Raw genomic sequence first — 26013 nt, forward strand, 5'->3', positions numbered from 1 at the left:
ACACGCGGAGAGGGTTCCGTCCCCCGGGTGGGTTGGCGATGTTGGGGGTGGGTGCGGGCTGTGATCCAGACCAACGCGTGCGGGCGCCAGGGCGCGGTGTCGGCAGTACCCTGCGGCGACCATGGGCGGGGGATCACGCACGATCGTCGTTGGCGGAGGCTTTGCCGGGTTGGCGGCGGCGGTGCGCTTGGTTGCGGCTGGGCGCGAGGTGTTGGTGGTCGAGGCTGCCAAGCAAGGTGGGGGGCGGTCGCGATCGTTTTTTGACAAGGTGACGGGGCGCGAGATCGACAATGGGCAGCACCTGATGATGGGGTGCTATCGGGAGACGCTGTCGTTCATGCGCGTGATCGGGGTGCCGGATGACGCGCTGGATGTTCAGCGCAACCTGGCGATGACGATGCTCAAGCCGGGGGGGGCAAAGGTCGAGCTGGCTTGTCCGACGCTGCCGGCTCCTCTGCACCTCGCGGCGGGGCTGGTTGGGATGCGGGGGCTTGGGCTGATGCATCGGGCAGCGGCGCTGCGGGCGGGGCTGTTGCTGCCGGGGGAGATTGCGCGGCCCGACGACAATGAGACTTGTGATGCTTGGCTGCGCCGGCTTGGGCAGACGCCGCAGATCCGGGCGGCGTTCTGGGAGCCGTTGATCTGGGCGGTGCTCAACGACGATCCGCTGGTCGCTTCGGCGGCGATGCTGCTCGCGGTGCTCGAGCGTGCGTTCATGAGCTCGCGCGAGGCCTCGAGCTTGGTGATTCCGCGCCGGCCGCTGTCGGCGGTGTATGTTGAGCGGGCGATCGACTACATCGAAGCTCGGGGCGGCGCGGTCAGGTTTGCCAGCCCCGCCCGCAAGCTCGAGCTCGACGCCGACGGTCGCGTGGTCGGGCTGACCCTCAAGTCCGGCGAGACGCTGGCGACGGACCAAGTCGTCAGCGCCGTGCCTCCGCAGGCGCTGCTCGAGCTGTTGCCCGAGGCCGCCCGCGAGCACGTGGTGTTTCGAGACGTCGCCCGGCTCGAGGCCTCGCCGATCGTGAATTTGTGGGTGACCCTCGACGAGCCGCTGCTCGACCGGCCGTTCGTCGGCTTGATCGCCAGCCCGATGCACTGGCTGTGGGATCGAGACCGCATCGAGGCCAACACCGGCGCACGCGATGCACCCCGCGACCGTTCGCTGCCCAGGATGAACCCGTCTACGCAGGCGTCCGCAAGCGGGGCTGAAGACAGCTTGCTCTCGGTCACGATCTCGGGCGCGCGGGGCTTCGTCGATGATCAGCCCGAGGCCCTGCGCGAGCTGTTCCTTGGCGAGATCGCGCGCTACTTCCCACGCGCGCGGCCGCAGATCCGCGGGTTTCGGGTCGTCAAAGAGAAGCGCGCGACGATCAGCCACGCCGCCGGCACGTATCGCCGTCGACCCGAGACGCTGTGCCCCATCCCGGGTCTGCTGCTCGCTGGAGACTGGGTCCGCACGGGGCTGCCCGCGACGATCGAGGGCGCCGTGCAGAGCGGCCACGATGCGGCGGCGCGGGTGCTGGACAATTCTTAGCGAGGCGGCTTCAGGCGCGGAAGCCCAAGCGGCCCCGCACCGGTTATCCTGCCCGCGATGGCCCGAACGCATCACTTCGCCTCGCACCCAGCGCTGCTGCTCGCGCTGGCGTCGTTCCTGCAGATGGGCTGCGGACGCGCGACGCCCGATCCAGCCGAGGCCAGTCCCCGACCGATCGACGATCCAGAAGAGATCGCGGTGCTGGAAGCGGCGGCCGAGCGCAAGCCCCAGCCGCCGCCCAAGTGGAAACGCGCCCCACCGCCCATGCCCGAGACCTTCGCGGCCTTCGAGCTACCCGACCTCGCCCAGCTCGATGGCATGTGGCTGGTCGAGAGCGAGATCCCAGGTCAGCGGGTCCTGTGGGTGGTCGAAGAGGCCGGGACCAAGCTGGTCGAGGTTGACCATCGCGGACGCGAGCGGGTGTTTGGGCTGTCGTTGTCCTCGCCGTGCGCGCTGCGGTTGACCGACGAGCGCGGACGGACGCGCACCCGCGTGATCGCGATGCGAACCCAAGCCGAGCCGGCTGATCAACCAGGGGATGGCGTCCAGTTCGTCAGCCCGCAGCCCGGCGCGACCGCGATCGTTGGCAACGACGGCTCCATGCTCGCGTGCGTCGGCCACCGGACCTATCAAATCGCGGCCGACGGTCGCTGCCGCTACACGACGGAGATGCTGGGCTCCTGGACCGAGCCGACCACGCCCAGCGAGGCCTGCGAGCTGACGAAGGACGAGCGAGGCCGGGTGTTGGTGATCGCCGAGCAGCGCCTGCGCGAAGCGGATGGGCTGTGGATCTCGCAAGGCCTCGACCTCGCCCGCGCGACCCGAGTCGAGGATCGTGAAGCAGGCCTCACTGCGCTCACCGAACCAGAGCCAGAGCCAACCCCAGACCCAGCGCTGGACCCACAACCCGAGGCCAAGCCTGACCCAGGGGCGGAGCCTGACCCAGCGGCGGAGCCTGACCCAGCGGCGAAGCCTGACCCAGGGGCGGAGCCTGAGTAGCGACACCGGGTCGCAGCCCGCTCACAGCCCCGGGTAGGCGACGTGCCCGAGTACGCAAGCTTTGCGGGCGCCGGTGACCCGCGGCAGCGAGCTTGGCAGCCCCGCGACCGTGCGGGCGGCGATCAAGCCGATCGCCGCGCTCTCGTGGCAACTGGCCGCGAACACGCCGCCTTGGGGGCGCTCGACCGGCAGCGACAGCGACTCTCGGGTGAGCCGCAACAAGGTCGGGTTCTTGGCCCCGCCGCCGGTCAAGAGCACGTCGCGCACACCCGCGAGCTCGGCGGCGGCCCGCGAGATCGCCCGGGCCGTCACCGCCAACACAGACGTCAACAGGTCGCGATCGGGCACCTTCGAGAACCGTTCGTGGAGGCGCGTCGCGTACTCGCGACCGAAGTCTTCACGGCCGGTCGAGCGCGGCGGCGGCTTCTGAAAAAACGCATGGGCGAGCACGTAGTCGACCACGTTCTCATCGACCTTGCCGCCGCAGCTGAGCACGCCGTCACGATCGTAGTCGAGATCACCCGAGCTCAACCGCTGGGCCAGGCAGTCCGAGATCATCATGCCCGGCCCGATGTCGTAGCCGACCACGTCGTCGAGCGCAGCGGTCACGTGGGTGATGTTGGCGATCCCACCCACGTTGACGACCAACCGGCCCGCGTGCTCGGCCGAGGTGAAGAACCAATGCGCGAACGGGACGATCGGCGCGCCTTCGCCCCCATGGAACATGTCGGCCGCGCGGAGATCCCCGACGACCGGCTTGCCGAGCGCCTCGGCGAGCACCACCGAGCTGCCGATCTGCAGGGTGTTGGGGGTGGCGTGACCCAGGCTCTGGGTCGCCGATGGCGGGCCGTGCCACACGGTCTGGCCGTGCATCCCAACCACGCTGCAGCGCTGCCAGCCTTCCAGCTTGCGGATCGCCTCGGCGTAGCGACGCGGCAGCTCGGCGTGCAGCTCCGACAGCCGCGCGAGCGACATCGAGGTCGGGTTGGTCAGCTCGGCCTGCAGCGCCGCGTCGAAGGGCACGTGGGCGTGGCCGAGCAAGCGGGGCTCGTGGCGGTCGTGGACCGAGGTGAGCTCGAGCAGCACCGCGTCGACGCCGTCGCCCGAGGTCCCGCTCATGGTTCCAATTGCGATCACGGGGGCGCTCATGTCGGTCCTCGCTTGGTCTCGCGGTTGCCGAGCAACCGGGGGTTGTTCGCGCCACGCAAGCGCGCCTCGAGCTCCTCGATCGCCCGCGCGCCCCCGACCGCCTCGAGCACCAGATGCGCGGCCCTGAGCGCCTCGGGGTGGGCGTCCGCGACCGCGACACCCAGCCCGACCTGCCCGAACACCGGCGCGTCGTCGAGACCGTCACCCACGTGCAGCACGTGCTGCGCGGCGACGGCCCCGTGGCGCTCGCGGATCTGCTCGAGGGCACCGATCTTGTCGGTCACGCCGAGCCAGTCGGGGGCGCAGCCAAGGTGCTCGATCCTGCGCCGCGCCGACGCAGTCTTGTTGCGCGACAGCGGCACGACCGGCAGCCCGGCGCGCGCGATTCGTAGCAGCGCCTCCCCGTCGCGAACGCTGTAGCGCTGGACCCATCCCACTGGCTCTCCCGCCCACCACGTGGTCGCGTCCGTCAGAGTCCCATCGATGTCGAATGTGAGCAGCTCGATCGAGGCCAGCCGCACGCGCTGGTCCTCGGTCCTCGCTTCGAAGCTCGGCATGCGCGGAGCTTAGCGGGAACGCGCCTGATCTGCGTGGGGGTCGGCCCACGCGCCTCGCGCTGGGGGCGACATGCCGCGGGTTGCGATTTGCCGCAAAAAGCGCACTATGAGCATCTCGCCAAAGTCACTATCGTGATCACCGCAGTCGGAGTCTCCGCCGCCCTACTCAGACATGGACAACGTCGATCCCACGCCGCGTGACAGCCCCACCGAGGGTGGGCGCCTGTTGATAGTCGACGATGAGGCCGTCATCCGCTTCGTGCTTCGGTGCGAGCTCGAGCAGCGCGGCTACCTCGTCACAGAGGTCGAAGACGGCCGTCGCGCGATGGAGCAGTTCTCCACGGATCCCAGCTGTTGGCTCGGCGCGTTTGTCGATCTCCTGTTGCCCGACGCGCACGGCGACGAGCTCATCGATCAGCTGCTCGCGGTCCGACCCGATCTGCCAGTCGTCCTGATGACGGGGGACTGTGACCCCAGCATCGAGCGCATGGCGAAGGAGCGGAACCTGACGATCCTTCGCAAGCCGTTCCCGCTCGAGCGCCTGCGGCCGCTGCTGCAAGACATGCGGCGCCAGGCCCAGCTCAACGCAACGACCAACACAGCGCCCAACCCAGAGGGCGACGCGGCCGCGGGCGTCGAGACCGCGACTGTCTCCGCAACTGTCTCAGCGACTGTCTCCACGACAGGGGAACACCCATCGTGAGCCTCACGGACGGACCGCCTCGGGCCCAGGATGCGCTCCGACGCACCCGTCATCAGATTCGCAACGAGCTGCAGCTGCTGACCAGCCTCCACGCGCTCCACATCCGCCGCGTCGACGATCCCCGCGCCCGCCATGAGCTGATCCGGTGTTATCGCCGCGTGGGCGTCGTTGGGGTCGTTCATCAGCTGACCGCAGACTCGGGCGGCACGGTCAGCGCAGATCGCTGCCTGCAGACCGTCGCAGAGTTCCTCGAGGCCAGCGCGCGGACCATGCAGGGCACCTGCTTCGAGCTGAAGTTCAGCTTCGAGCCGATGCGCTGGAAGCATCATCACGCGACCCGGATCGCGTTGATCGTCGACGAGTTGTTCACCAACGCGATCGACCACGCCCTGCCCCACACGACCCGGGCCGAGTTCGAGCTCGAGCTGGTGCAGATCGACGAACGCACCTGCCTGCGCCTGCGGGACTGGGGTCCAGGCTGGCCCAAGGGCATGGTGCCCGCGACCAATGACAGCCTTGGGCTCCCCATGGTCTGCGCGGTGGCGCAGCAGCTAGGCGGGTCATTCGAGCTCGTCCTCGCGCCCGGGGGAGGCACCGACGCCCGCTTGTGGCTACCATCAAATCTAGCGATCGAGCCGGACGACGAGTTGGACGAGGTGTAGACATGACCAGCGACGAGAAGCCCCGGCGAGCGCGCGCGATCATCGTTGAAGACGAGTGGATCGTCGCCCGAGATCTCCAGCACATCCTAGAAGAGATCGGTCTGCACATTCTTCGGCTCGTGCGACGGCCCAGCGACTTGATGCCCTTGGTCGAAGAGCTGCGCCCCGACTTGTTGGTGCTCGACATCGATCTAGACGCCGAGATCGACGGTATCGAGCTCGCCGAGCAGGTCCAAAAGAACTTCCCGACCTGCGCGCTGCTGTTCGTCTCGGCCCACGCCGAACCCGAGACCCTGGCGCGGATCCGCCGGGTCGACGCGCACGGGTTCGTCGTCAAGCCGTTCGCGCGGCCGCAGCTCGAGGCAGCGGTCGAGGTCGCGCTCTCGCGGGTGGATCGGACCGCCGACAACGCCCAGGCCGCGCTGCGCGAGATCGCTCGGGTGCTCGCCGACGCGGGCGCCCTGCCCCATGAGCGTCGCAACCGCGACTGGCGTCAGATCCCCGGCCTCCAGGAGCTCTCCCCCCGCGAGGTGCAGGTGCTCGAGGCGCTCTTGGCCCACCGAAGGCCGCCGCAGATCGCCGAGGACCTGGGCATCTCGCCGCACACGGTCCGCAACCACCTCAAGTCGATCTACGCCAAGTGTGGCGTGCGCTCCCAGGCCGAGCTGCTGCAGCTGATCGTTGAAGCCTGAGCGAAGCCTGAGCCGCGCTACAGCGCCTTGTGGATCTTCGAGAGCAGCTCGTCGAGCGCGAACGGCTTGGTCACGTAGTACTTCGCGCCAACGTTGATGCCCTCGACGACGCTGCGCGGGTCGTTCTTGGCGGTCAAGAAGATCACCGGGACCGCCCGCGTGCCGTCGTTGCGCTTGACGGCCTTGACGAAGGTCATCCCGTCGAGCCGCGGCATCATGACGTCGCAGATGATGAGATCTGGCTGTTCCTGATCCAGCGCCGTCAGGCCTTGGACCCCGTCGGTCGCCTGTGTGACCCGGTACCCCTTGGCGGTCAACGCCTTGACGAGCAGAGTTTGGACTGCGGGATCGTCTTCGACGATGAGGATGTGCTCACCTGCCACGCCGACACGCTAACATCTTTCGGCTCGGGCGCGGGGCGGCATTCGTGCCCAGGTTGGCGGTAGGCAGCGCTCACTCGGCGGCTTCGACCGCCAGCACTGGATCGTGCTGGTCCGGCTTTGGCTCGGGCTTGGGATCGGGCTTGGGATCGGGCACGACCTGCATGCGATCGAGGATCGTCACGCCGCCGTTGCGCCAACGGCGGAGTTCGACCTCACACAGCTGCTCGCCGCGCGGGTCCCGACGAACGATCAGATGCGAGCCGTCAAGCCAGCTGCCGCTGTTGCCATAGATCACCGAACCGCGCCGTTCAACGCTGCCGCGGTGGCTATGGCCCATCAACACGATCCGCGTGCCGGTGACCTCACCGACGCTGGAGGCGACCTCCAGCATGTCGCGGGCGACGTTGCGTGGCGATCGTCGGCGCTTGACCTGAAGGGCAGCCAACGCGCCGAGCACGAGCCCGAGCGGCGCCCCCACGACGAGCGACCAGCCGAGTGACCAAAAGATCAACGGCACCAGCAACGCGGGCCCGATCACAGCGATAGCGAGGTCGAGCGCGGTGACCGACAACACCCCGCCCACGCTGGCCGAGCTCGGCGGCGGGGCCATGTTCTCGAGGGCCGTCAGCGCGCTCATCTGCAGGCCCGCGTTCTTGGCCAGCTTGGCCAGCCGCTCTTCGTGGGCGGTGCGCCCGGCCTTGTCGACCCGACCGCTGCGGACCCACAGCCCCAGCATTCCGCCGACCATGCGCAGGTACAAGAACACGACGCGGATCATGAAGCGCCAGCCCCGGGCGATCGCCCAGCGGAAGTAGTCGAGGGTCGTGAACCGGTCGGCCGCGTCGTAGTCGATCTCCGGCATCAGGTTGGTGAACCGGCGGGTTGCGACCTCGGCGACGCTCTGGACCAAGCGCCCGCCGCGGGTTGGCGACAGCTGGGCGTGGGTCGAACAGGCCGGATCGAACAGGTGCCCGTGCTCGATCCAGGCTCCACCCTCGCGCACGAACCACGGGACGAAGCGCACCTGTCCAGCGCCGACTTCACCCAGGGTCGTGATCCCGGTTGCGGTGATCTGTTCGCGCAGCTGCGCGGGATCGCCTTCGTCGAGCGCGCCCTCGAGCCGAGACGCGAACGCCCGGCCAACCTCCGGGTACAGGAACTCGGCGTCATGATTGCCGGCCACGAACACGATCGAGTTCCCCGCGTCGAGGAATCCGACCAGCGCGTCCTCCACACCCGGGTAGGCGTCGAGCACGGCGTGCAGGCGCTCGATCGCGAGCTCGACCGGATCTTGGGCGCCGTCGCCGATCTCGACGTTCCAAAAGTCGATGAAGTCGCCGTTGATGACCAGCTGCCAGGTGCCAAGCCGGGCGTAGTGGTCCAAGAACTGCGGCAGGGTCTCGTCGAGCCGCGCCGCGAGGTGCACGAACTCCCCGCGGGTCCTTGCCTTGAGGTGTGAGCCCAGGTGCAGATCGCTGATCAACAGGAGGTCGCGCACAAACGGGTTCCCGATTCACCGGCAGACTAGCAGCTCTTTCGACCGAGGGCGCCGACCGACTGCGACCGAGAGCCCAGGCCCGGCAGCCGCCCCATGCCTGTGGTATAGCCCGCGCGCGCGTGTTCGGTCGTTGAGGCGGTATACCCGCCAAGGGCGACACAGACGCACGCAGGAGCCCACCATGCCCAAGCTCATCGCCTTCGCGTTGGTCGTCGCTTTCTCTGTTGGACTGTTCATCTGGAACCTGTCCAAGTTCGTCAAGATCGCCGCGCTCGGCCGGCCCGCCAACCTCGAGGAGACTTGGGGCGAGCGGATCGCCAGCCTGATGACCTTCTTCTTTGGCCAGCGCAAGGTCATGGAGGAGCGCCGCAGCTGGCACCACCTCGCGCTGTACTGGGGCTTCTTGGTCTTGCAGATCGGGCTGCTCGACATGCTGGTCACCGGGCTGTTCGGCGAGTGGGGCGTCACCTTCGCCACCCTGCTTGGCGAGACCGGCCACGCGTGGCTCAAGTTCGTCGTCGATCTTGGCAACACGGTCGTCGCGCTCGCGCTGATCTACGCGTTCGTTCGCCGGCTGCTGATCAAGCCCAGCTTCGTGCCTGCCAACCTCGACGCGATGCTGATCCTCAGCGCGATCACGCTGATCGTCTTCACCCACTTTGGCCACCACGTGTACGAGATGGCGTACGAGCGGGCCATGGAGGACGGCGCGGTCGTCTCGTACGCGATCGGCTCCGGGCTGGGTCTGTACTCGGGGCCGCCGATCAGCGAGGCCATGCCGGGTGGGGGTGGCGCGGGCTTGTTCGTGTCGACCAACCACGACACGGCGGGGATCATCGCCGAGGCCAACTGGTGGGGCCACATGTGCGTGGTCCTGGCGTTCCTCAACTACCTGCCCTTCTCCAAGCACATCCACGTGCTCGGCTCGGGTCCCAACATCTTGCTGCGGCGCCAAGGCCAGCGCGGGATCATGCCCAAGCTGCTGCTGATGCCGCCCGAGCCGGCCGAAGACGAAGAGGAAGACGAGGACGCCGAGCCACCGCCGATCCCGTGGGAGAACTGGGGCGTCGGCCGGATCGAAGACTTCGACTGGAAGTCGCTGATCGACAACTACGCGTGCACCGAGTGCGCCCGCTGCACCATGTACTGCCCCGCGTTTGCGACCCAAAAGCCGCTCTCGCCGATGCACCTGATCCACGACCTCAAGGACGAGATGAAAGATCGCGGCGGCCTGTTGGTCCAGCTGCGCACGTCTGGCGGTCAGCTGCCGATCTACGATCCCGACACGGGCGAGCAGGGCTTCCCCGAGGACCTCGAGGACTCGCCCGCCTACAAGCCGCTCCCCGAGACCGCCAAGACCGACAAGATCGCCGAGATCAAGAAGCAGCTGGAGGCCCTGCCCCCGCTCGTGGGCGGACGGATCAAGGACGAGACCCTGTGGGCCTGCACCACCTGCGGCGCCTGCGAAGAGGTCTGCCCGGTGTTCATCCAGCACCCGCTCAAGATCCTGCAGATGCGCACGCGGATCGTGCTCAACGACGAAGAGGGCCGAACCCCCGGTGACGTGACCCGGGTGATCGGCAACATCGCCGATGGTCAGGGCAACCCGTGGAACGACAACAGCGATCGCATGGCCTGGGCCGAGGGCCTGGATGTCCCCACGATCGAGGACAAGCCCAACGCCGAGTGGCTGTTGTTCGTTGGCTGCGCCGGCGCCCTCGACGACGGCGCCAAGAAGACCACCCAGGCGCTGGTCCGCATCCTCCACGCCGCCCAGGTCGACTTCGCCGTGCTCGGCAAGCAAGAGAAGTGCACCGGTGACACGCTGCGCCGGCTCGGCGCCGAGGACAAATTCCAAGAGCTCGCCGCCGAGCAGGTCGCGACCTTCAACGAGCACCAAATCACCAAGGTCATCGCGACCTGCCCCCACTGCTTCCACGTGATCAAGAACGAGTACCCGCAGTTCGGCGGCGACTACGAGGTCGTGCATCACGCGGAGCTGATCGCCAAGCTGCTCGAGGACGGCAAGCTCAAGGTCGATCATCCGCTGACCAAGAAGTTCACCTATCACGACTCGTGCTACCTCGGCCGCTGGAACAAGGTCTACGACGCGCCGCGGAGCTCGATCGAGCGCTCGCTTGGCGGCAAGGGCAGCTTCGTCGAGCTGGGTCGCAACCGCGAGCACGGGTTCTGCTGCGGCGCCGGCGGTGGCCGGATGTGGGTTGAAGAAGAGAAAGAGAAGCGGGTCAACGTCAACCGCAGCCAAGAGATCGTCGACGCGGGCGTCGACGCCGTCGCCGTCGGCTGCCCGTTTTGCAAGACCATGATCTCCGACGGCATGAAGCACTTCGACAAGGACGAGGACATCGAGGTCCTCGACATCGCCCAGGTCGTCGCCAGCACCCTCGCGGAGCCGTCCGCATGATCGCCGAGCAGATCCACGACGAGCTGGTCCGCACCTTCGCCCCGGAGCTGCTCGACGTGATCAACGAGTCGGGCAACCACAACGTCCCCAAGGGGTCCGAGACCCACTTCAAGGTCGTGATCGTCAGCGAGGTGTTCGCCGGTCAGTCCCCCGTTGCCCGGCACCGCGCCGTCAACAAGGCGCTCGCCAGTCAGCTCGCCAACGGCGTCCACGCCCTCTCGATCCAAGCCCACACCCCCGCGCAGTGGGCCGAGCGCGGCGGCCAGGTGCCCGACTCGCCGCCGTGTCTTGGCGGGTCCAAGGCTGACCGCTAGCCAGGGTTCTGGGGGTCCGTGTCCGGCTCGGTGCCCGCGCCCGGCTCGGGGGCCTCGATGACCTCGGATCCCTGCGCCTCGCCGCCGGCCTCGTCTTCTGCGTTCATCCCGACCGGTCCCTCGACCGGGGACGCCACTGGATCGGGCGGTGGGGACTCGCACTCCGAGGGCATCTTGCCCATCAGGCAGCCGCTCGCGGCCATGCCGAGCGCGGCCGCGAACAGCAGCCGACCGGCGCGGTCAAATCGATAGCGAACACAAGGCTGCTGCTCGCCATGCTCGCGCAGGAACGCCCGCGCGTCATCGCTGCTCATCGCAGACAGATCCTGGACCGACTCGTCGCAGCTCTCGCAGTGACGAGCCGCCCCCGCCCCGGTCATGTCGTTCCAGTCCTCGTGACACGGCGAGACGATCGGAAGCTGGCGGCGGTGCATGCCGACCAGCGTACGCTAGATCGCGAAGGAGGCCCGGCAGAGTCAGTACGCCGCCGCAGATCCGCCATCACGAGCGACGTCCGCCACGGCCTCGAATTCGCCGCTGACCGGATCCACCGCAATACAATTGGCGTGCCCGATCCTCCGCCCGCGGGTCTTCAACTCGTGCCCCATTTTCTCCAGGGCCTTCTCGAGCGCGGGGTCCATCCCTTCCTCGTACCAGATGTTGTCCGGCTTCCACTGGTGATGGATCCGAAACTCCCGAACGGCGTCTTCGAGCGGCCGGTCGTAGTCGATCAGCTGCAGGATGATCTGCGCGACCGTGGTCGTGATCGTCGGGCCCCCGGGTGAGCCAACGACCGCCCGCAGCTTCCCGTCTTTGACCACGATCGTGGGGGTCATGCTGCTGAGCATCCGCTTGCCCGGCGCGATCGCGTTTTGCGGTCCCTGGATCAGCCCGAACATGTTTGGCGATCCGACCTTGGCCGTGAAGTCGTCCATCTCGTTGTTCAGGATCACCCCCGTCCCCGGCACGATGACCTTCGAGCCAAACCCACCGTTGAGCGTGTAGGTGTTGGCGACCGCCAGCCCGTTGGCATCGACGACGGAGAAGTGAGTGGTCTGCTCGGACTCCTTGACCTCGACCCCCGCCCCGACCTGATCCGAGGGGGTGGCCTTCTTCGGGTTGATGTCGGCGACCCGCTCGTCGATGTAGCTGACGTCGAGCAGCGTCTGCATCGGGATCTTCACGAAGTCGGGATCGCCAAGCAGCAGGTTGCGATCGGCGTAGGTCCGACGAAGGATCTCTACATAGGCGTGGACCTGCGCGGGCGAGTGCCAGGCCAGGCGCTCGAGGTGCATGACCTCGCTGGCTGCGAGGATCTGGCGAAGCACCACCCCGCCCGCCGACGGCGGCGGCATCGCGATGATCTCGTGCCCGTGGTAGGTGAACACCAGCGGATCGCGCTCGACGGGCTGGTAGTTGGCGAGATCCTCGACCGTCCAGATCCCGCCAAGGTCTTGGACCTGCGCCGCGAGGTAGGCCGCGAAGTCCCCAGCGTAGAAGCCATCGCGCCCTTGATCCGCGATGCGCTGCAACGTCGCCGCCAGCTCCGGTTGCCGCCAGACCTCGCCCGCCGCGTAGTTGCTGCCATCCGGCTTGCGAAAGCTCGCCGCGCTGGCGTCGAGCCCAGCGTCGGCCATCCGCTGGCTGCCCCACTCGAGGTCCTCTGCGTGGGACTCGTCGAGCGTCCAGCCATCGCGCGCCAGCACGACCGCCGGCTCGACAACCTGTCGCCACTCGAGCTTGCCCCACTGCTGGTGCGCGTACCAAAACCCGGCCACGTCGCCAGGGATCCCCGCCGCCTTCGCGCCCGTGCGGCTCTGATCTGTGAGCTCCCCCTTGTCGTCCAGGTACATGTCCGCCGTCGCGGCTCCGGGCGCGGTCTCGCGGTAGTCGACGGCCCTGCTCACCCCATCGGGAAAGCGCAGGACCATGAACCCGCCGCCACCAATGTTGCCCGCCGACGGATGCGTGACCGACAGCGCAAACCCAACCGCCACCGCAGCATCGACAGCGTTGCCCCCCGCCTTCAGGATCTCCACCCCGATCCGGCTCGCGTTGGACTCCGCGCTAGCGACCGCGCCGAGCTTGCCCCTCGCAATCTCGACCTGCTCCTGCAGCGGCGCCGGCTCCCCCACCGGCTCGAGCCGCATCACCAACTCGGCCGGGGCGGTCGGCGTCGGCCCTTGCTCGACGCTCTCAGCGACGCTCGGCGTCTCGCTGCTGCTGCTGTCCTTGCAGCCAGATCCAAACGAGACCACCCCCGCGAGCAGGAACGCAAACGGAACCAAGAGTTGAGCCGACCGACGCATCCCGGATACCTTAGACCCCCCCAGGCGCCTTCGCACTTCGCCGACTGCCGCCGCGAAAACGCGTCTGGTCGCGCCGCTCCTCGGGGCTGGCCAGCCACCGGGGCACGACACGTAGATGGAGCGGCCCCCAACCAGCTCCAGGTGGTCAGACGAGCCCCCCTTTCCAGCCACCGGGGCACGACACGTAGATGGAGCGGCCCCCAACCAGCTCCAGGTGGTCAGACGAGCCCCTTCCAGGTGGTCAGACGAGACCCCCTTCCAGCCACCGGAGCACGACACGTAGATGGAGCGGCCCCCAACCAGCTCCAGCTGGTCAGACGAGAGCCCCCTTCCAGGGGGCCACACATGCGGATGCGAACAAACGGCCGATGGGAGCGAGCGAAGCGAGTGACCCGAAGTGCGAAGCCGCCTGTGGGGGTAAAAAAAGAAAACCCCCGCATCCAATGTGGATGCGGGGGTTGTGCGCTGACCCTGCCGGGACTTGAACCCGGGATTGCGGCGTGAGAGGCCGCCGTCCTAACCGCTAGACCACAGGGCCTAGTGCGTGATGATCAAGTGAGTAAGTGAGGTGCTCAGGGAGCAGGAGCGGTCAGGAAACTGAGAGTTCGGGTACAAGGACTCGAACCTTGATTGGCGGAATCAGAATCCGCTGTCCTACCATTAGACGATACCCGAACGGTGCGGAACCGCGGCCCTTGCCGAAGCAACGGGCGGGGCGGATGCGGTGGGCCCAGCGGATGGGCCCGGGAGTCGTGGTAGGAGCCCCTTTCGAGGCCGGGGGAAGATGGACTAGTGGCCCCCGGCTGTCAAGATGCTTTGTTGCGGCGAAAAGCACGCGTTCTCACGCGGTGGCCTCGCTCGCCACAACGTCTTCAAACGTCTTCGCTGCCCAAGCTGAACCAGTCTACGAAGGCGAAAGCTGGTTTTGCGGGCGGGAATTCGTGGGGCTTGCGTTAGTCTGACCAGGATCGTGAGCGACTTTGGAAGCACGGAGACGATCGCGGCCAGCGACGTCGGAGCTGATCCAGGCGATCCCCTGCCCTTCGAGTTTCGCGCAGGGGTCCGGGCGTGCCCGCTGATCATCAGCTTCCCCCACGTTGGGCTGGACTGGCCTCGGGGCTTGGGCCCGCGACCGCAGGTCAGCTTCCCGCGCAACGCGGACTACGCCGTCGACCGTCTGTACGTCCGGGCCGAGGCGCTGGGGGCCGCGACCGTGCGCGCGCGCTACTCCCGATTGGTGGTCGATCTCAACCGGGCGCACGACGACGTCAGCCCCGAGATCGTGCCCGATCATCCCGATCCGCGACCGCGGGCGTCCATGTCGCGAGGGTCCGACGCGCTTGGTCCTGCGGGTCCGAACCGGACCGCGCGTCGACCGATCCGCAATCGGGGCGTCGTGTGGCGCAGCGCGGTCGGCAACATCCCGCTGCTGACCACGCTCAGCTACGCGGAATTCACCCGCCGACTCGATCGCTTCTATCACCCTTATCACCGCGCGCTGCGGCTGCTGATCGAGCGGCGGCGCCGACAGTTTGGCTACGCGATCCTGCTCGATGCCCACTCGATGCCGAGCACGGTCGGCGGAGATCTCGTGCTGGGGACCCGAGCGGGGACTGCGTGCGGACCCGGCCTGTCCGCGCTGGCGATGCAGGCGCTCGGAGGTCAGTGCACCCACCAGCGCGGTCTGTTTGGATCGGCTTGGCCGCTCACCGTGGCGATCGACGATCCCTATCAAGGCGGGCAGATCGCCAGCTCGTTTGGCCGGCCCCTGCAACACGTCCACGCGCTGCAGCTCGAGGTCAACCGCGCGCTGTACATGGACGAGTATCGGCTCGAACCCAGCCCGGTCCCCGACCCCCGTGAACTGGCTCAGCTCTCCGCGCGCGCGCGGGATCGGTTCTCCGTGGGCAGCCACGAGATCCGGTCGAGCGCTCAGCGGTCGCGGACAGCGCAGAGCCACACGCGTGACCAGCGACGCCTGCTCGCGCTCGTCAGCGCCATCGACACGCTGGTGCTCGAGCTGAGCCGCGAGCGAGACGAGCTCGCCGCCGCGGCCGAGTGAGCCGCGCCTGCTCAGCGCCTGATCAGCGCCGGGGGCGTCGCGTTGAGATGTCGGTTCGTGCGCGAGCACAGATCGCATGAAGCTGCCACTTTGCTGGAACATGCGCGCTCGACTGAACATGAGTCGGGCTGTTTCGAACCAAGCTGACGCTTCCCTTGTGTGAGCTGCCCCCCTGACGCTACACTCGGCGCAGATCGTTGGGGCGAGCGTCGATGGCTCGTCTCTCCACGTGGCCGATAGCGCGTGGACCTGTGGACGACGAAAGGACTCGCGGCCGTGAACCAAGCCAACAAAGAAGCGGATGCCTTTGACGACCTGCTCGGTCAGCTCGTAGACGAGCTGGCGATGACTCCGGCAGCGGAGCCAGAGCCCGAACCAGAACCCGAGCCCGTGCCCGCCCCGGCCGCGAACCAGGCTCCACCCGACGCGGCACAGATCCAGTACGTCGCCCCGCCCCCGCCCAAGAGCAACACCGTTGCGATCGCGGCGATCATTGGTGGAGCGATCGCTGTCGTCGGCGTCGCGGCGATCATCTTCCTCGGCAAGGGTGACGGCGATCAAGTCGCCGAGACAGACAAGGCCGCAGACACCGAGAAGGCCGACGAAAAAAAAGCGGAAGAGAAGAAGGCCGAAGAGCCCGTTCCTCCGCCGCCCGGCGCCACGCCGCCACCGGTCGACGCGGCCGGTCAACCGGTTGATCCGAACGCCGTGCCCGCCGCCGTGGATCCCAACGCGCCTCCAGTCGATCCCAACGCGGCCCCGGTAGATCCCAACGCGGCGCCCGTCGAGGCAGCCGAGGAGGCCCCCAAGCCCGCGGCGAAGAAGCGGAAGAAGGCGTCGAACCGGAAGAAGACGACCAAGACGACGACCAAGACGACCAAGCCCAAGGACGCGTTCGAGGATCTATGACGCCGAGGCTGCGTTGCGGTCCCGGCCTCGCGTCACATCACGACGTCAACCCGGGACTCGCGTCAGTCGTCCTGGTTTGGTCTTAACAAGCTGAGAATCCCATGCGCTCGTTTCGTGTATCCGTTGCCCTTCTGTTGACCTTCTGCGTTCCGAGCGTCGCGCTCGCCCAGGTTCCGCCGCCGCCAACTGGCCCGGTCGCGCCGCAACCCCAACCGCAGCCTCAGCCAGAAACTCAGCCGCAGCCCCAGCCAACCGGCGAGCTGAGCGAAGACCAAAAGATCGAGCTCGCCAAAGAAAAGTACATGCAGGCCGAGGGCCTCGCCGGCCAAGGCCGCTGGGTCGAGGCCGTGCCCTTCTACGAAGAGGCGTACTACCTCGTCCCGGGCAAACACGGCTTCGCGCACAAGGTTGGCGTCGCGGCCTGGAACGCGGGCGACTGCGACAAGGCCAACTCCTACCTGAAGCACTTCCTTCAGTACGGTGACCCGGAGAAGCAAGGCGACAAGTTCGACGAGGCCAAGCAGATCCTTGGTGAGATCTCCGTGTCCGGGTGCGCGACCCCGACAACGACGACGACCACCACCACCACCACGTCAGAGCCAACCGACAACGACAACCCGCTCGACGACAGCACCACCGTCGTGCGCCAGCAAGAGGCGAAGAAAGCCCGCGACGCCAAGAAGAGCGAGAAGCGTGGGCTGCTGATCGGCGGCGCGGTGCTCACCAGCTTTGGGATCGCGGGCGTGGCCGTTGGCATCACCGGTTTGGCGATCGCCAGCGGGTCGGCCAACCAGCTCGGCGATCTGTCCACCAACCAGACCAATTCGGGCTTCCCGATCGGCGACTACGACTGCCGCAACGACTTGGGTTGCCCGTCACAGCTCGAGTCGCGCATGGCAACCGGCAACGCGCTCGGCTACGTGGGCTTGATCGGTGGCGGCGTCATGCTCGGAGCTGGCGTCGCAATGTTGGCGGTCTACATGATCAACAAGAAGAAGAGCGGCGGCGCCACCGAGGCGACCGCGGCCAACCGCATGAGCAACAAGGTCGAGCTCACGGCGCTCGGCCCGGCGCTCTTGCCAAACGGCGCCGGGGCGGTGGCCGGGCTGCGCTTCTAGCCGTGTCGTCGAGCCCATCACCTGGTCCAACTTCCAGCGAGTCCATCATGCGTCTGCTCCGTGTCCCCGTCGCCCTCCTCCTGACCCTCTCGCTGCCAAGCGTCGCGTTCGCGCAGTACCCACTGCGGCCCATGGCCAACGCCGCGCCATCGGAAGAGCTCAGCGAAGACGAGAAAATCGAGAAAGCCAAAGGCCTGTACATCGAGGCCGAGCGGCTCGCGGCCGAAGACAACTGGGACGCCGCGGTCATCCTCTACGAGCAGGCCTACTACCTGGTCCCAGGCAAGCACGGGTTCGCGCACAAGGTCGGCGTCGCCGCGTGGAAGGTCCACGACTGCGACAAGGCCTTCGACTACATGACCCACTTCATCGAGTACGCCGACCCCGAGAAGCAAGGCGACAAGATCGGTGAGGCCCAGACGATCCTCGACGAGATCGCCGCGACCGAGTGCCGCACGCCCGAGGCCGAGACCAAGCCCGAGACCAAGCCCGAAGAGGCGACCGACGTCGAAGATCCGTTCGCGGTCAGCAACGGCACAACCGACAAGCCAGAGAAGCAGAAAGGCGGCAACGGCCTGCTCGCTGGTGGCGCCGTGTTGATCACCCTTGGCGTCGGCGGCATCGTGGTCGGCGGTGTCGGCTCGGCCATGGCCGTGGGCGCGGGCAATCGGCTCGACGAGCTGGCATCGACCAGCACCAACACCGGGTACTCGACCGGCGACTACGCGTGTCGCGACGCCGGGGTCGACTGCCCCGTCTCCCTCGAGGGTCGCCTGGGCACTGGCAAGGCGCTCACCTACGCCGGCTTCATCGGCGGCGGCGTGTTGCTGGTGACCGGCGTCGCGCTGATCGCCCTGCACGCCAAGAAGAAAAAGGGCAACGCAGGCGCAGCCGCCAAGGCCAAGACCGTCGAGCTGACGGCGCTCGGGCCAGCTTTGCTCCCGGGTGGCGGCGGCGGGTCCATGGCCCTGCGGTTCTGATCCGCGGTTCTGAGCTAATTTGGGCCGCGGGGACAAGACCAACGAGCGCGCGCTGATTCAGCGCCGTCGCGCTCGCGAGATCGGCACGTTGGGCCTCGATCGCCCCGCGCCGATCGTGCTGGCCTATCCCAGCCCCTATCACGTGGGGATGTCGAGCCTCGGGTTTCAGACCCTCTACCGCGGGCTCAACGAAGACGGCCCCGGCTGCCATCGCGCGTTCTTGCCGGATCGCTGGGAGCGAATGTCGTTGGCGTGGCCGCAGCCGCGCCGCCCGATCCTCAGCTACGAGACCGAGCAGCCGCTGTCGAGCTATCGGATCATCGGGCTCTCGGTCGCCTACGAGCTCGAGATCAGCGGCGTGATCCGCTTGCTCGAGGGCGCAGGGATCCCGCTGCTCGCCGCGGACCGGGGTCCTCGAGATCCGATCATCATTGCCGGCGGACCGCTGACCAACAGCAACCCCAGCGTGTTGCTGCCCTTCGTCGATCTGCTGATCGCCGGCGAGGCCGAGGCGCTGCTGCTCGAGGCCGTCGCCCGGATCGAGCAGACCCGCGATCGCCAAGCCGCGATCGACAGCGTCGCCGAGCTCCCCCACACGATCCGCGGTGAGCTCGAGCGTGGCCACTTCGAGCCGCTGCCGACCATGGCCAACGCGCCCGCCAAGCTGTTGCCTGCCCGCTCGGCGATCGTCAGCCCCGACACGGAGCTCAGCGAGATGTTCTTGATCGAGCCCGAGCGCGGCTGCTCGCGCCGCTGCACGTTTTGTGTGATGCGCGGGGCGACGACTGGCGGCATGCGCTTGCTCGACATCGAGACCCCGCTCTCGATGATCCCCGACCACGCCAAGAAGGTTGGCCTGGTCGGCGCCGCCGTCACCGATCACCCGCAGCTCGAGCAGCTCGTTGGACGGATCGTCGAGCGCGGCAAGGGCATCGGCATCTCCAGCCTGCGCGCGGATCGTCTAACCCCGAGCTTGCTCGCCGCGCTCGCGGCTGGCGGCTACCGGACGATCACCGTCGCGTCCGACGGGATCAGCGAGCGAATGCGTCTGGCCCTCGATCGCAAGGTCACCGAGGCCGAGCTCCTGCGCGCCGCCAAGCTGATCGCCGCCGGCGGGTTCCACCGCATGAAGGTCTATCAAATGATGGGCGCACCCGGTGAGACCGACGACGACGCCGACGAGCTGATCCGCTTCAGCCTCGAGCTCGCCAAGATCGTCCGCCTGACCCTGACCTTCTCGACCTTCGTCGCCAAGCGCAACACGCCGCTCGACGGCTCGCCCTTCTTCGGCGTCAAGCCTGCGCAAGAACGACTCGATCGGATCCGCCAAGGCCTCAAGGGCAAGGTCGAGCTGCGTCCGCAACCACCCAAGTGGGCGTGGATCGAGTACCTGCTGGCCCAGGGCGGCCCCGAGGTTGGCCACGCCGCGATCGAGGCCGTCCACGCGGGCGCGAGCTACCGCGACTGGACCCGCGCGCTCGAGCCCCTAGCGAAGAGCGAGCGGGCGCCCTGCTACGGCGATGAATGGTTGGTCGCGCGGCGAACGGGTAAGGCGGCCGAGCGGCCCCGGCTGCCAGTGCTCCCCCCCCGTCCAGGGCCCTGATCTTGGTTGCTCCCCCAGAGCGGCCAGACGGTCCGCCAGACGGTCCCGTCAGACGGTCCGTCAGACGGTCCACCAGATGGCCGCAGCTACGCTCCGGGGCACGGGATCGGGGCGAGCACGCTGAGCGCAGGCAAGTGGCCGGTCACGCTCGTGCTCAGCGAGTAGCGGCAGTAGTTGTAGCCATAGTTGTTGTTGGCGGTGCAGATCTCCCACTGTTGGACCGCCCACTGCGGACCAAGATCGGGGACCGGGTCGCCCTCGGCGTCGAGCAGCCGCTCGGTCACGGGATCGGTCGGGCCGTCGGTGTAGACCAGGAGTACGCCGTCCGCGACGATGTCCGTGGCCGCTCGACAGCTGGCCGCGGTGCTGGACATGCGCACCCGCAGCAAGCTGGGATCCTCGGGGGCGATCCACACGTCGGCGACGCTGTTGACCTGGTAGTAGCCCTGCCCGATCCCGGCGTAGCGCGTGCGCACGTAGCAGGTGTCCGGGCCTTGGTAGCCGCTGTAGGACTGAACCTGCGCGCTCCAACCGATCACGGCGAAGCGATCTGGATCGGGCGCGTTGCCGGCCGCGAGCGGCTTGGAGAACTGCAGCTCGAGCACCCCCGCGCCGATCCACTCACCTTCGAGCACGATCGGCGGCGCGGTGTCGCTGGTCGTTGGCGCAGGCGGGGCGTCGAAGGTGCGCAGGCCCTCGCAGGCGTCGCCGTTCTCGCAACCCCCCAGCCCAAGCGCCGCAGCGACCCCAAGAAACCCAACAGGTGTCCCCGCTCGGATCGACTGCTCCATGCCCATGCCCGCCATGCCCCGATGCTCCCACACTCCGGGCACCGAGCGCCTACTTCTTCTTGGGGGGCGGCGGCGGCGGCTTGACCATGGCTTTGCCCGCCTCGGTCTCTTTGCTGGTCGCCGCCCGCACGCCGATGATCCGCACGCTCATGCCGATCGTCTGGCCGGCCAGCGGGTGGATCATCGCAACCGTCACGTTCTCGTCCGTGACCTCTTTGACCGCGAGATGCAGCGGCTGCCCGTTGGGCATCTTCGCTACGAACTTGTTGCCAACCTCGAACTTGGCGCCGTCGGGGAACTCGGTCCGACTCATGACGTTGGTTGGCGCGTCATCGATGGTCCCGAACGCCTCGTCGGGCGGAAACTCGAAGGTCTGCTCGGCGCCCGCTTCGAGGCCCTCGAGCCGCTTGGCGAGCCCAGGGATCAGGGTCTGCGTGCCATGCAGCAGGCTAATCGGACCGGAGATGTCCGAGCTCTCGACGATCTCTCCGTCTGCGGTGGTGATGTCGTAAGCGAGCGTCACGACGGTGCCAGACTCGATCTTCATTGCCTGAATCATAGGCCGCCGATCCCCACCAAACCACCACCTTCTGGTTTGAGGGAAACCGCCCCGTCACTCGGTCACGACGATGGCGCTGGCCTCGGATCCCATGACGCCGGGCATGGCCGCGGCCCAGCCCTCGGGCAGCTTGGGCTCGGTGAAGCCGAACAGCCAGCGCGCATCTGCAGGCGAGAGGTTCACGCACCCGTGGCTGCGGACCAGCCCAAACCCGCCGTGCCAAAACGCGCCGTGCAGGGCGACGCTGTTCGAGAAGTACTGCGTCCACGGGACATCTTCGATCGAGTAGGCCTCTTCCTCGACGGGCTGGTCGCGCATCGAGGTCACGATGAACTTGCTCTGGACCCGGTGGACGCCAACTGGCGTCATCCCGGGCTCTTTGCCGGTCGAGACGATCGTTGCGAACACCGGGCGATCTCCGATGTAGGCCACCAAGGTCTGCTCGGACAGATCCACGTGGATCCAGTGCTCGTCTGGCTCGATGCCCGCGGGCCGCTTGAGCTTGGCCGCCTCGCCGACCGCGTAGGCCCGCATCAGGTTGCCGTCGGCGTCTTCGTAGTAGTCGTAGTCACCGATCCGGACCTTGCGGACGAATTTGTGGGTGGACCGGCGCGGCAGGGTCTCGCCGGTGTCCTCGAGCAGACCCGAGTCGCCGTTGCGCTTTTGCAGGGCCAGCTCGCGGACCACGAAGTGCACGGGCAGCGGGTCCTCGCCGGTCAGCACCTGGCCCATGAACTCCGAGCCTTCCTTCTTGCCAAGCTGGTACTTGCGCGCGTACACGCCCCGATTGGTCTTGAGAAAGTGGCGCTTGGCGTGAACGTGCTCCGAGGTGACCGTCACGTAGTAGCCCGCGTTGAGGTACTCCTTGACGACCGCGGGGACGTCGGCCGGCCGCTTGTCACGGTCGGTCGGCATTGGTTCGCGGGCTTTGACAGCCAGCCACGCCTGCGCGGCGGCGTCGGCCTGATCCTGCTCGGCGTAGGTCGGCATCCGGTGGAAAAACGAGGTGCCGTCGTGGTTGACGCGCCAGTAGTCGAGCGGCATCGGCTGTTCGACGTCGGGCCAGGCCACGTCGATCGAGCCATCGTCAGGGGGGGTGTCGGCGATCTCCAGCCCTGCGCCCACGCAGATCCAGCCCTCGGGAAAGATCTGGTGCCAGCCGCTGGTGCAGCCCCCACCAAAGCTCCGCTCGGCGTCCACCCGGACCCGGGCGCCCGCGCGAAGCATGCCGATCCGCTTGGACTCGAGGTCCACGTGCTCGCGGATCAGCACCGCGCCCGCGGTGACCAGACCATGCTTGGGGAATTTCTGCTCGTGCTCCGCCGTGAACTCGACGGGATCGTAGAAGACCTTGGTGAAGCTGGTGTAGTGGCCTTCGCTGTCCGGCGCGTAGGGGCCCGTGGCGGTGCTGGCCGCGGCGTCTTCGGTCTCGCGCTGGACCTTGGCGGCCTCGGCCAAGCTGTCTTCGCTGGGCCCGGCGGGGGGGTTTGCCTGGACTTCGGCCAAGCTGTCCGCGTCCCCACCCTGCTCGGGATCCGTGGCTTCGCTGGGGCTGGGCGTGCGCGGGCCCGCGAGCTCGTAACCACCCACGGTGACGCCCGCGCCAATCATGAAGCCGCCGAAGATCTCGAGTGCACGCCGCGTATCCATGACCGGGCGCCGAACATAATCGTGGCCACCCGCGCCGGCAAGCGACGGGCCGATGTCGCGTCCACCACCGGCGACTCGTATTTTAGTTTTGGTCGATGCGTCGCCCTTGCGTCCCTTCGGAGATTTCGTCCATGCTGGGTGCGTGTCCTTTGCGGTCCCTGCGCCTTCTGAGCGCGCACGCATGGCCCCGCCAGGGCTGAGAAGGTTGAGCGCGTGCGTGTGCTTGGTTTTGATGTCGTGGTCCGCCGAGGTCGCGGCGGCCGGTCCCGAAGCCGCGCCTCAACCAGCTCCGATCGATCCGGTGCCGATCGAGCCCGCGCCGATCGAGCCCGCGCCGATCGAGCCTGCGCCGAGCAGTGAAGGCACCGCCGACACGGTACCCGCGCCCGCGCTCGAACAGCCCGAGCCCGAGCCCGCGCTCGAACAGCCGGAGCCCGAGCCCGACGTCGAAGCGCCAGAGCCAGAGCCAGAGTCAGACTTCGAAGCCCAGGACCAACCGGACGAGCCAGCCGAGCTCCTCGCGCCGATCCGCCCGCCTCGCTTCGATGGGCCCTACATCGGTGTCCTCGCCATGGGCACCGCCAACTTCGCGAGCGTCAACAACGTCGACTCCCCCACGACGCTGCTCGGTGCGGGTGGGTTCCTGCAGGCCGGCGACGCCGTGTTCCCGTGGATGAGCATCGGCATCGCGGCTGGCGGACAGGCGGCGTGGATCCGCAATCAACAAATGTTCGAGGGCGCGCTCCTGGTCGAGTTTGGCTTTGTCCCTGCCAAGCGCTACCCGCTGTCGATCCGCACAGGCTTTGGGTTTGGCGGCGGCGCGATCACCCAACCCGGCGTGGAGAAGCGCGGAGGCTACGGCGGCGCCCTGTTCAAGGGTTCGCTTCGCTACGAATTTTTCCCGCTCGCCGAGACCAAGCGACCCGACCGAGGCGGCGGCTGGGCGATCGGCCCCGAGCTCGGATGGCTTGGCGCGACGCCGGCTGGCAAAGACCAGCCCTTCGTCAACACGATCCTGCTCGGACTCTCGACCAGCCTCTACTTTGGAAGCTGAACCCGGGCAAGCTGAACCCGGGCAAGCTGAACCCGGGGATGCTGAACCTGAACCCGGCTACTGAATCGTGTGTGAGGCCCGATCGGGGCTCACCGGCTCGCGGCCCTGCGGGATCGGCAGCCCCTCGCCGACAAACCGGGCAACCGCGACGGTGACGTTGTCTGGCCCCCCGGCCGCGCACGCGGCCTCGGTCAGCGAGCGACAGCAACGAACCGGGTCTTGGTACTTGAGCATCAGCTCGAGCACGCGCGAGTCTTCGAGCGGACCCGTCAGCCCGTCGCTGCACATCAGCAACACATCGCCAGCGCGAAGCGACACGTGGACGAGCTCGGGCTGGATCACAGGCTGGACACCGAGCGCCTGCAGCAACACGTTGCGGTGTTCGTAGCTGCGACCCTGCTCGGCGGTCAGCTGCCCGCTCGCGATCATCTGCCCGACCACGCTGTGATCGGTGGTCAGCTGGGTCAGCGCCCGACCCCGGCGCAGGTACCCGCGCGAATCACCGACGTGGCACAGGTACAGCTCGTGCCCGTAGATCAGCGCCGCGGTCAGGGTCGTGCCCATGCCGCGCTTGCCTGGGTGCGCGCGCGCGTAGTCGAGGATCGCCCGGTTGGCAGCCGCGACCGCGTTGAGCATCGCCTCGCGGGCGCTTGGATGATCGCCGAGCGGGGTCGCGGCCATCATCGTGTCGTAGAGGGTCTCGGCCCCGATCTTCGAGGCGAGGTCACCCGCCGCGGCGCCGCCCATGCCATCACACACGCCGACCAGCGTGACGCCGATGCCGAGCTCCTGGACGGTCGTCCCGGGCCGTAGGCCACGCTCGCCTGTCGCGATGTTGGCGACCACGAACGCGTCCTCGTTGCGCTCACGAACGCAACCGATCTCGGTACGGGCGAACAGCTCGACGCGCGCCACTAGTCGCGCCTCACCCTGAAAATTTGATCGCCAACGCGGAACATGGACCCGTAAGGTACGCTCACGGCGCCGCGAATGCGCAGGTAAGTGCCGTTGGCCGAGCCTAGATCTTCGAGCATGACGGTCATCGCGTTCTCGAACACCTCCATCCGCACGCGGGCGTGCGCCCGGCTCAAGAAGCCATCACTGGGAAACACGATCTCCCCTTGCTCACGCCCGATCGTCATCTCGGTCCCCCGTAGATGGTAGCGGTCTCCCTCGATCTCGCCGACGCAAAGCCGCGTGAGCGCAGCCCAAGGCGGTTTGACCGGCGTCCCGAACCCCCGCACGTGGTGGGCATCGAGGGCTTGCTCCTGCCACGGGGCATCGAGGCGATCCAAGCGAAGCAGCTGGTTGCCAAGCAGGAAGTGATCGCCCGGGTACACCGGAGCGGCCTCGGTCAGGCGCAGGTACACGCCGTTGCGCGAGCCTAGATCCGCCAGGTGCACGCCGCCGTCGACGGGCGTGACCTTGGCGTGCTGCGGCGAGACGAAGGGATCCGAAGCAAACGCGATCCCCCCCTCTCGACCGATCTCGATCCCGATCGGCGGCAGCGGAAACGCCTCGCCCTCGCGGCCATCGCGACCGACGAGCACCAGCCGCAGCGAGCTCGTTGGCTGCGGGCTGGCCCACGTCTGCACAGGCTGCCCGCCGACGACGGGCGCAGCCAATCGCTGGCCGCGACGCTGCACCGCCGCTTGAACCTGCACGGGTGCGATCGGCTCGGCGTTGACCTCTGCGTGGACGCGTGGCCGCGGCAGGTTGCTGGCGGAGGCCCCCGGATCGCCCGAGCCCGGATCCCGGGAGCCAGGATCCCTGGAACCAGGATCGCCCGAGTGAGCCTGCGGGCGCGGTGCGGCGTGGGGCCGGGCGGGCGCGTTCGAATACACGGGCGCGAACCCGGCCTGATCCTGCGCAGACGGACGGCCCTGGGGACGACCGTCATGCCCGATCGGCGGCGCCGTTCCCTGCCGCTCGCCCTTCCCACTCTCGGCTGCGTCGAAGCCTGCGTAGTTGGGCCGGGGACGTGGCGCCGGACGTCGCTTGCCTCGCGGGGCGCTGGGATCTGGCTCGGCCAGTTGGTCTCGCGTTGGCGCTCCGCCCCGCA

The 26013-nt window shown here is 67.9% G+C and carries 24 protein-coding genes and 2 tRNA genes; 13 read left to right on the forward strand and 13 right to left on the reverse strand.

The features are described 5' to 3' along the window. The first annotated feature begins 121 nt into the window (after positions 1-121). Together hpnE and DB30_RS35315 are read left to right on the forward strand one after the other, a co-directional pair. The gene (gene hpnE / locus DB30_RS35310; RefSeq protein ID WP_146662053.1) at positions 122-1534 is read left to right on the forward strand and encodes a hydroxysqualene dehydroxylase HpnE; all 1413 of its coding nucleotides are present in this window, start codon (positions 122-124) and stop codon (positions 1532-1534) included. Positions 1535-1591: 57 nt separating this feature from the next. After that, positions 1592-2533: a hypothetical protein gene (locus DB30_RS35315; protein WP_052557536.1), complete on the forward strand. Its 942-nt coding sequence runs from the start codon at positions 1592-1594 to the stop codon at positions 2531-2533. A 21-nt stretch (positions 2534-2554) separates the two neighbouring features. On the opposite strand, the gene DB30_RS35320 is transcribed toward DB30_RS35315, so the two are convergent. Together DB30_RS35320 and DB30_RS35325 are read right to left on the reverse strand one after the other, a co-directional pair. Continuing rightward, the gene (locus DB30_RS35320) at positions 2555-3682 is read right to left on the reverse strand and encodes an anhydro-N-acetylmuramic acid kinase (protein WP_052557538.1); all 1128 of its coding nucleotides are present in this window, start codon (positions 3680-3682) and stop codon (positions 2555-2557) included. Continuing rightward, positions 3679-4239: an HAD hydrolase family protein gene (locus tag DB30_RS35325; RefSeq protein ID WP_052557540.1), complete on the reverse strand. Its 561-nt coding sequence runs from the start codon at positions 4237-4239 to the stop codon at positions 3679-3681. Before DB30_RS35325 ends, DB30_RS35320 begins: the two co-directional genes overlap by 4 nt. 172 nt (positions 4240-4411) lie before the next feature. Between DB30_RS35325 and DB30_RS35330 the strand changes: the two genes are divergently transcribed. Genes DB30_RS35330 through DB30_RS35340 form a run of 3 tightly spaced genes read left to right on the forward strand, consistent with a single transcriptional unit; the run spans position 4412 to position 6296 of the window. Beyond that, entirely contained in the window at positions 4412-4942 is a 531-nt protein-coding gene (locus DB30_RS35330; RefSeq protein WP_052557543.1) for a response regulator, read from the forward strand. After that, the gene (locus DB30_RS35335) at positions 4939-5604 is read left to right on the forward strand and encodes an ATP-binding protein (protein WP_052557546.1); all 666 of its coding nucleotides are present in this window, start codon (positions 4939-4941) and stop codon (positions 5602-5604) included. The genes DB30_RS35330 and DB30_RS35335 overlap by 4 nt, the downstream gene beginning before the upstream one ends. A gap of 2 nt (positions 5605-5606) precedes the next feature. Next, positions 5607-6296 carry a response regulator gene (locus tag DB30_RS35340; protein ID WP_052557547.1) on the forward strand — a complete coding sequence of 230 codons (690 nt, stop codon included), beginning with the start codon at positions 5607-5609 and terminating at the stop codon, positions 6294-6296. Positions 6297-6313: 17 nt separating this feature from the next. Here DB30_RS35340 and DB30_RS35345 read toward each other — a convergent pair whose 3' ends face one another. Then, the gene (locus DB30_RS35345) at positions 6314-6679 is read right to left on the reverse strand and encodes a response regulator transcription factor (protein ID WP_052557548.1); all 366 of its coding nucleotides are present in this window, start codon (positions 6677-6679) and stop codon (positions 6314-6316) included. A gap of 70 nt (positions 6680-6749) precedes the next feature. Further along, complete coding sequence (locus tag DB30_RS35350; RefSeq protein WP_052557550.1) at positions 6750-8177, reverse strand: metallophosphoesterase; 1428 nt, start codon at positions 8175-8177, stop codon at positions 6750-6752. Positions 8178-8358: 181 nt separating this feature from the next. Between DB30_RS35350 and DB30_RS35355 the strand changes: the two genes are divergently transcribed. Together DB30_RS35355 and DB30_RS35360 are read left to right on the forward strand one after the other, a co-directional pair. Beyond that, positions 8359-10602, forward strand: coding sequence for a (Fe-S)-binding protein (locus DB30_RS35355; protein ID WP_052557552.1), 2244 nt, complete (start codon positions 8359-8361; stop codon positions 10600-10602). After that, a complete protein-coding gene (locus DB30_RS35360) occupies positions 10599-10916 on the forward strand; it encodes a BolA family protein (protein ID WP_052557555.1) in 318 nt (105 codons plus the stop codon). The genes DB30_RS35355 and DB30_RS35360 overlap by 4 nt, the downstream gene beginning before the upstream one ends. On the opposite strand, the gene DB30_RS35365 is transcribed toward DB30_RS35360, so the two are convergent. From DB30_RS35365 to DB30_RS35380, 4 genes are all read right to left on the reverse strand, one after another. Next, positions 10913-11350 carry a hypothetical protein gene (locus DB30_RS35365; RefSeq protein WP_052557557.1) on the reverse strand — a complete coding sequence of 146 codons (438 nt, stop codon included), beginning with the start codon at positions 11348-11350 and terminating at the stop codon, positions 10913-10915. The two genes, DB30_RS35360 and DB30_RS35365, sit on opposite strands and share 4 nt — an antisense overlap. Positions 11351-11392: 42 nt before the next feature. Continuing rightward, entirely contained in the window at positions 11393-13225 is a 1833-nt protein-coding gene (gene ggt / locus DB30_RS35370; protein WP_240480405.1) for a gamma-glutamyltransferase, read from the reverse strand. Between the two features lie 466 nt (positions 13226-13691). Then, a tRNA-Glu gene (locus tag DB30_RS35375) sits at positions 13692-13763 on the reverse strand. Positions 13764-13829: 66 nt separating this feature from the next. After that, positions 13830-13900: transfer RNA gene (locus tag DB30_RS35380), tRNA-Gln, on the reverse strand. Between the two features lie 295 nt (positions 13901-14195). Between DB30_RS35380 and DB30_RS35385 the strand changes: the two genes are divergently transcribed. The 5 genes from DB30_RS35385 (at position 14196) to DB30_RS35405 (ending at position 19897) form a co-directional block, all read left to right on the forward strand. Next, positions 14196-15287: an N-formylglutamate amidohydrolase gene (locus DB30_RS35385; protein ID WP_052557560.1), complete on the forward strand. Its 1092-nt coding sequence runs from the start codon at positions 14196-14198 to the stop codon at positions 15285-15287. Between the two features lie 276 nt (positions 15288-15563). Then, positions 15564-16196: a hypothetical protein gene (locus DB30_RS35390; RefSeq protein WP_146662061.1), complete on the forward strand. Its 633-nt coding sequence runs from the start codon at positions 15564-15566 to the stop codon at positions 16194-16196. 101 nt (positions 16197-16297) lie between these two features. Then, positions 16298-17314, forward strand: a complete 1017-nt coding sequence (locus tag DB30_RS35395; protein ID WP_146662063.1) for a hypothetical protein — start codon at positions 16298-16300, stop codon at positions 17312-17314. Positions 17315-17361: 47 nt separating this feature from the next. Continuing rightward, on the forward strand, positions 17362-18294 hold the full coding sequence (locus DB30_RS35400; RefSeq protein ID WP_052557566.1) for a hypothetical protein: 933 nt from the start codon (positions 17362-17364) through the stop codon (positions 18292-18294). Between the two features lie 19 nt (positions 18295-18313). Next, positions 18314-19897, forward strand: a complete 1584-nt coding sequence (locus DB30_RS35405; protein WP_052557569.1) for a B12-binding domain-containing radical SAM protein — start codon at positions 18314-18316, stop codon at positions 19895-19897. Between the two features lie 86 nt (positions 19898-19983). On the opposite strand, the gene DB30_RS35410 is transcribed toward DB30_RS35405, so the two are convergent. The 3 genes from DB30_RS35410 to DB30_RS35420 form a co-directional block, all read right to left on the reverse strand. Further along, positions 19984-20730: a hypothetical protein gene (locus tag DB30_RS35410; protein ID WP_146662065.1), complete on the reverse strand. Its 747-nt coding sequence runs from the start codon at positions 20728-20730 to the stop codon at positions 19984-19986. Between the two features lie 7 nt (positions 20731-20737). Further along, complete coding sequence (locus DB30_RS35415; RefSeq protein WP_052557573.1) at positions 20738-21235, reverse strand: FKBP-type peptidyl-prolyl cis-trans isomerase; 498 nt, start codon at positions 21233-21235, stop codon at positions 20738-20740. A gap of 66 nt (positions 21236-21301) precedes the next feature. Continuing rightward, complete coding sequence (locus DB30_RS35420) at positions 21302-22897, reverse strand: L,D-transpeptidase (RefSeq protein WP_052557575.1); 1596 nt, start codon at positions 22895-22897, stop codon at positions 21302-21304. Between the two features lie 232 nt (positions 22898-23129). On the opposite strand from DB30_RS35420, the gene DB30_RS35425 reads away from it, so the two are divergent. Continuing rightward, a complete protein-coding gene (locus DB30_RS35425; RefSeq protein WP_052557577.1) occupies positions 23130-23951 on the forward strand; it encodes a hypothetical protein in 822 nt (273 codons plus the stop codon). 57 nt (positions 23952-24008) lie between these two features. Here the strand turns inward: DB30_RS35425 and DB30_RS35430 are convergent, their stop codons facing one another. Further along, positions 24009-24866, reverse strand: coding sequence for a PP2C family protein-serine/threonine phosphatase (locus DB30_RS35430; RefSeq protein ID WP_052557579.1), 858 nt, complete (start codon positions 24864-24866; stop codon positions 24009-24011). Then, positions 24866-26013, reverse strand: a 1148-nt coding sequence (locus DB30_RS35435) for an FHA domain-containing protein (protein WP_146662069.1), incomplete at its 5' end; no start/stop codon positions are given. The genes DB30_RS35435 and DB30_RS35430, both read right to left, overlap by 1 nt.

The sequence above is a fragment of the Enhygromyxa salina genome (assembly GCF_000737335.2).
Lineage (GTDB): Bacteria > Myxococcota_A > Polyangia > Nannocystales > Nannocystaceae > Plesiocystis > Plesiocystis salina_C.

Coding starts and splice junctions, on each gene's coding strand:
- DB30_RS35365 (WP_052557557.1), bottom strand. CDS start 11,350: ATGCACCGCCGCCAGCTTCCGATCGTCTCGCCGTGTCACGAGGACTGG.
- DB30_RS35415 (WP_052557573.1), bottom strand. CDS start 21,235: ATGAAGATCGAGTCTGGCACCGTCGTGACGCTCGCTTACGACATCACC.
- DB30_RS35355 (WP_052557552.1), top strand. CDS start 8,359: ATGCCCAAGCTCATCGCCTTCGCGTTGGTCGTCGCTTTCTCTGTTGGA.
- DB30_RS35315 (WP_052557536.1), top strand. CDS start 1,592: ATGGCCCGAACGCATCACTTCGCCTCGCACCCAGCGCTGCTGCTCGCG.
- ggt (WP_240480405.1), bottom strand. CDS start 13,225: ATGCGTCGGTCGGCTCAACTCTTGGTTCCGTTTGCGTTCCTGCTCGCG.
- hpnE (WP_146662053.1), top strand. CDS start 122: ATGGGCGGGGGATCACGCACGATCGTCGTTGGCGGAGGCTTTGCCGGG.
- DB30_RS35425 (WP_052557577.1), top strand. CDS start 23,130: ATGTCGTGGTCCGCCGAGGTCGCGGCGGCCGGTCCCGAAGCCGCGCCT.
- DB30_RS35340 (WP_052557547.1), top strand. CDS start 5,607: ATGACCAGCGACGAGAAGCCCCGGCGAGCGCGCGCGATCATCGTTGAA.
- DB30_RS35400 (WP_052557566.1), top strand. CDS start 17,362: ATGCGTCTGCTCCGTGTCCCCGTCGCCCTCCTCCTGACCCTCTCGCTG.
- DB30_RS35330 (WP_052557543.1), top strand. CDS start 4,412: ATGGACAACGTCGATCCCACGCCGCGTGACAGCCCCACCGAGGGTGGG.
- DB30_RS35325 (WP_052557540.1), bottom strand. CDS start 4,239: ATGCCGAGCTTCGAAGCGAGGACCGAGGACCAGCGCGTGCGGCTGGCC.
- DB30_RS35395 (WP_146662063.1), top strand. CDS start 16,298: ATGCGCTCGTTTCGTGTATCCGTTGCCCTTCTGTTGACCTTCTGCGTT.
- DB30_RS35420 (WP_052557575.1), bottom strand. CDS start 22,897: ATGGATACGCGGCGTGCACTCGAGATCTTCGGCGGCTTCATGATTGGC.
- DB30_RS35320 (WP_052557538.1), bottom strand. CDS start 3,682: ATGAGCGCCCCCGTGATCGCAATTGGAACCATGAGCGGGACCTCGGGC.
- DB30_RS35360 (WP_052557555.1), top strand. CDS start 10,599: ATGATCGCCGAGCAGATCCACGACGAGCTGGTCCGCACCTTCGCCCCG.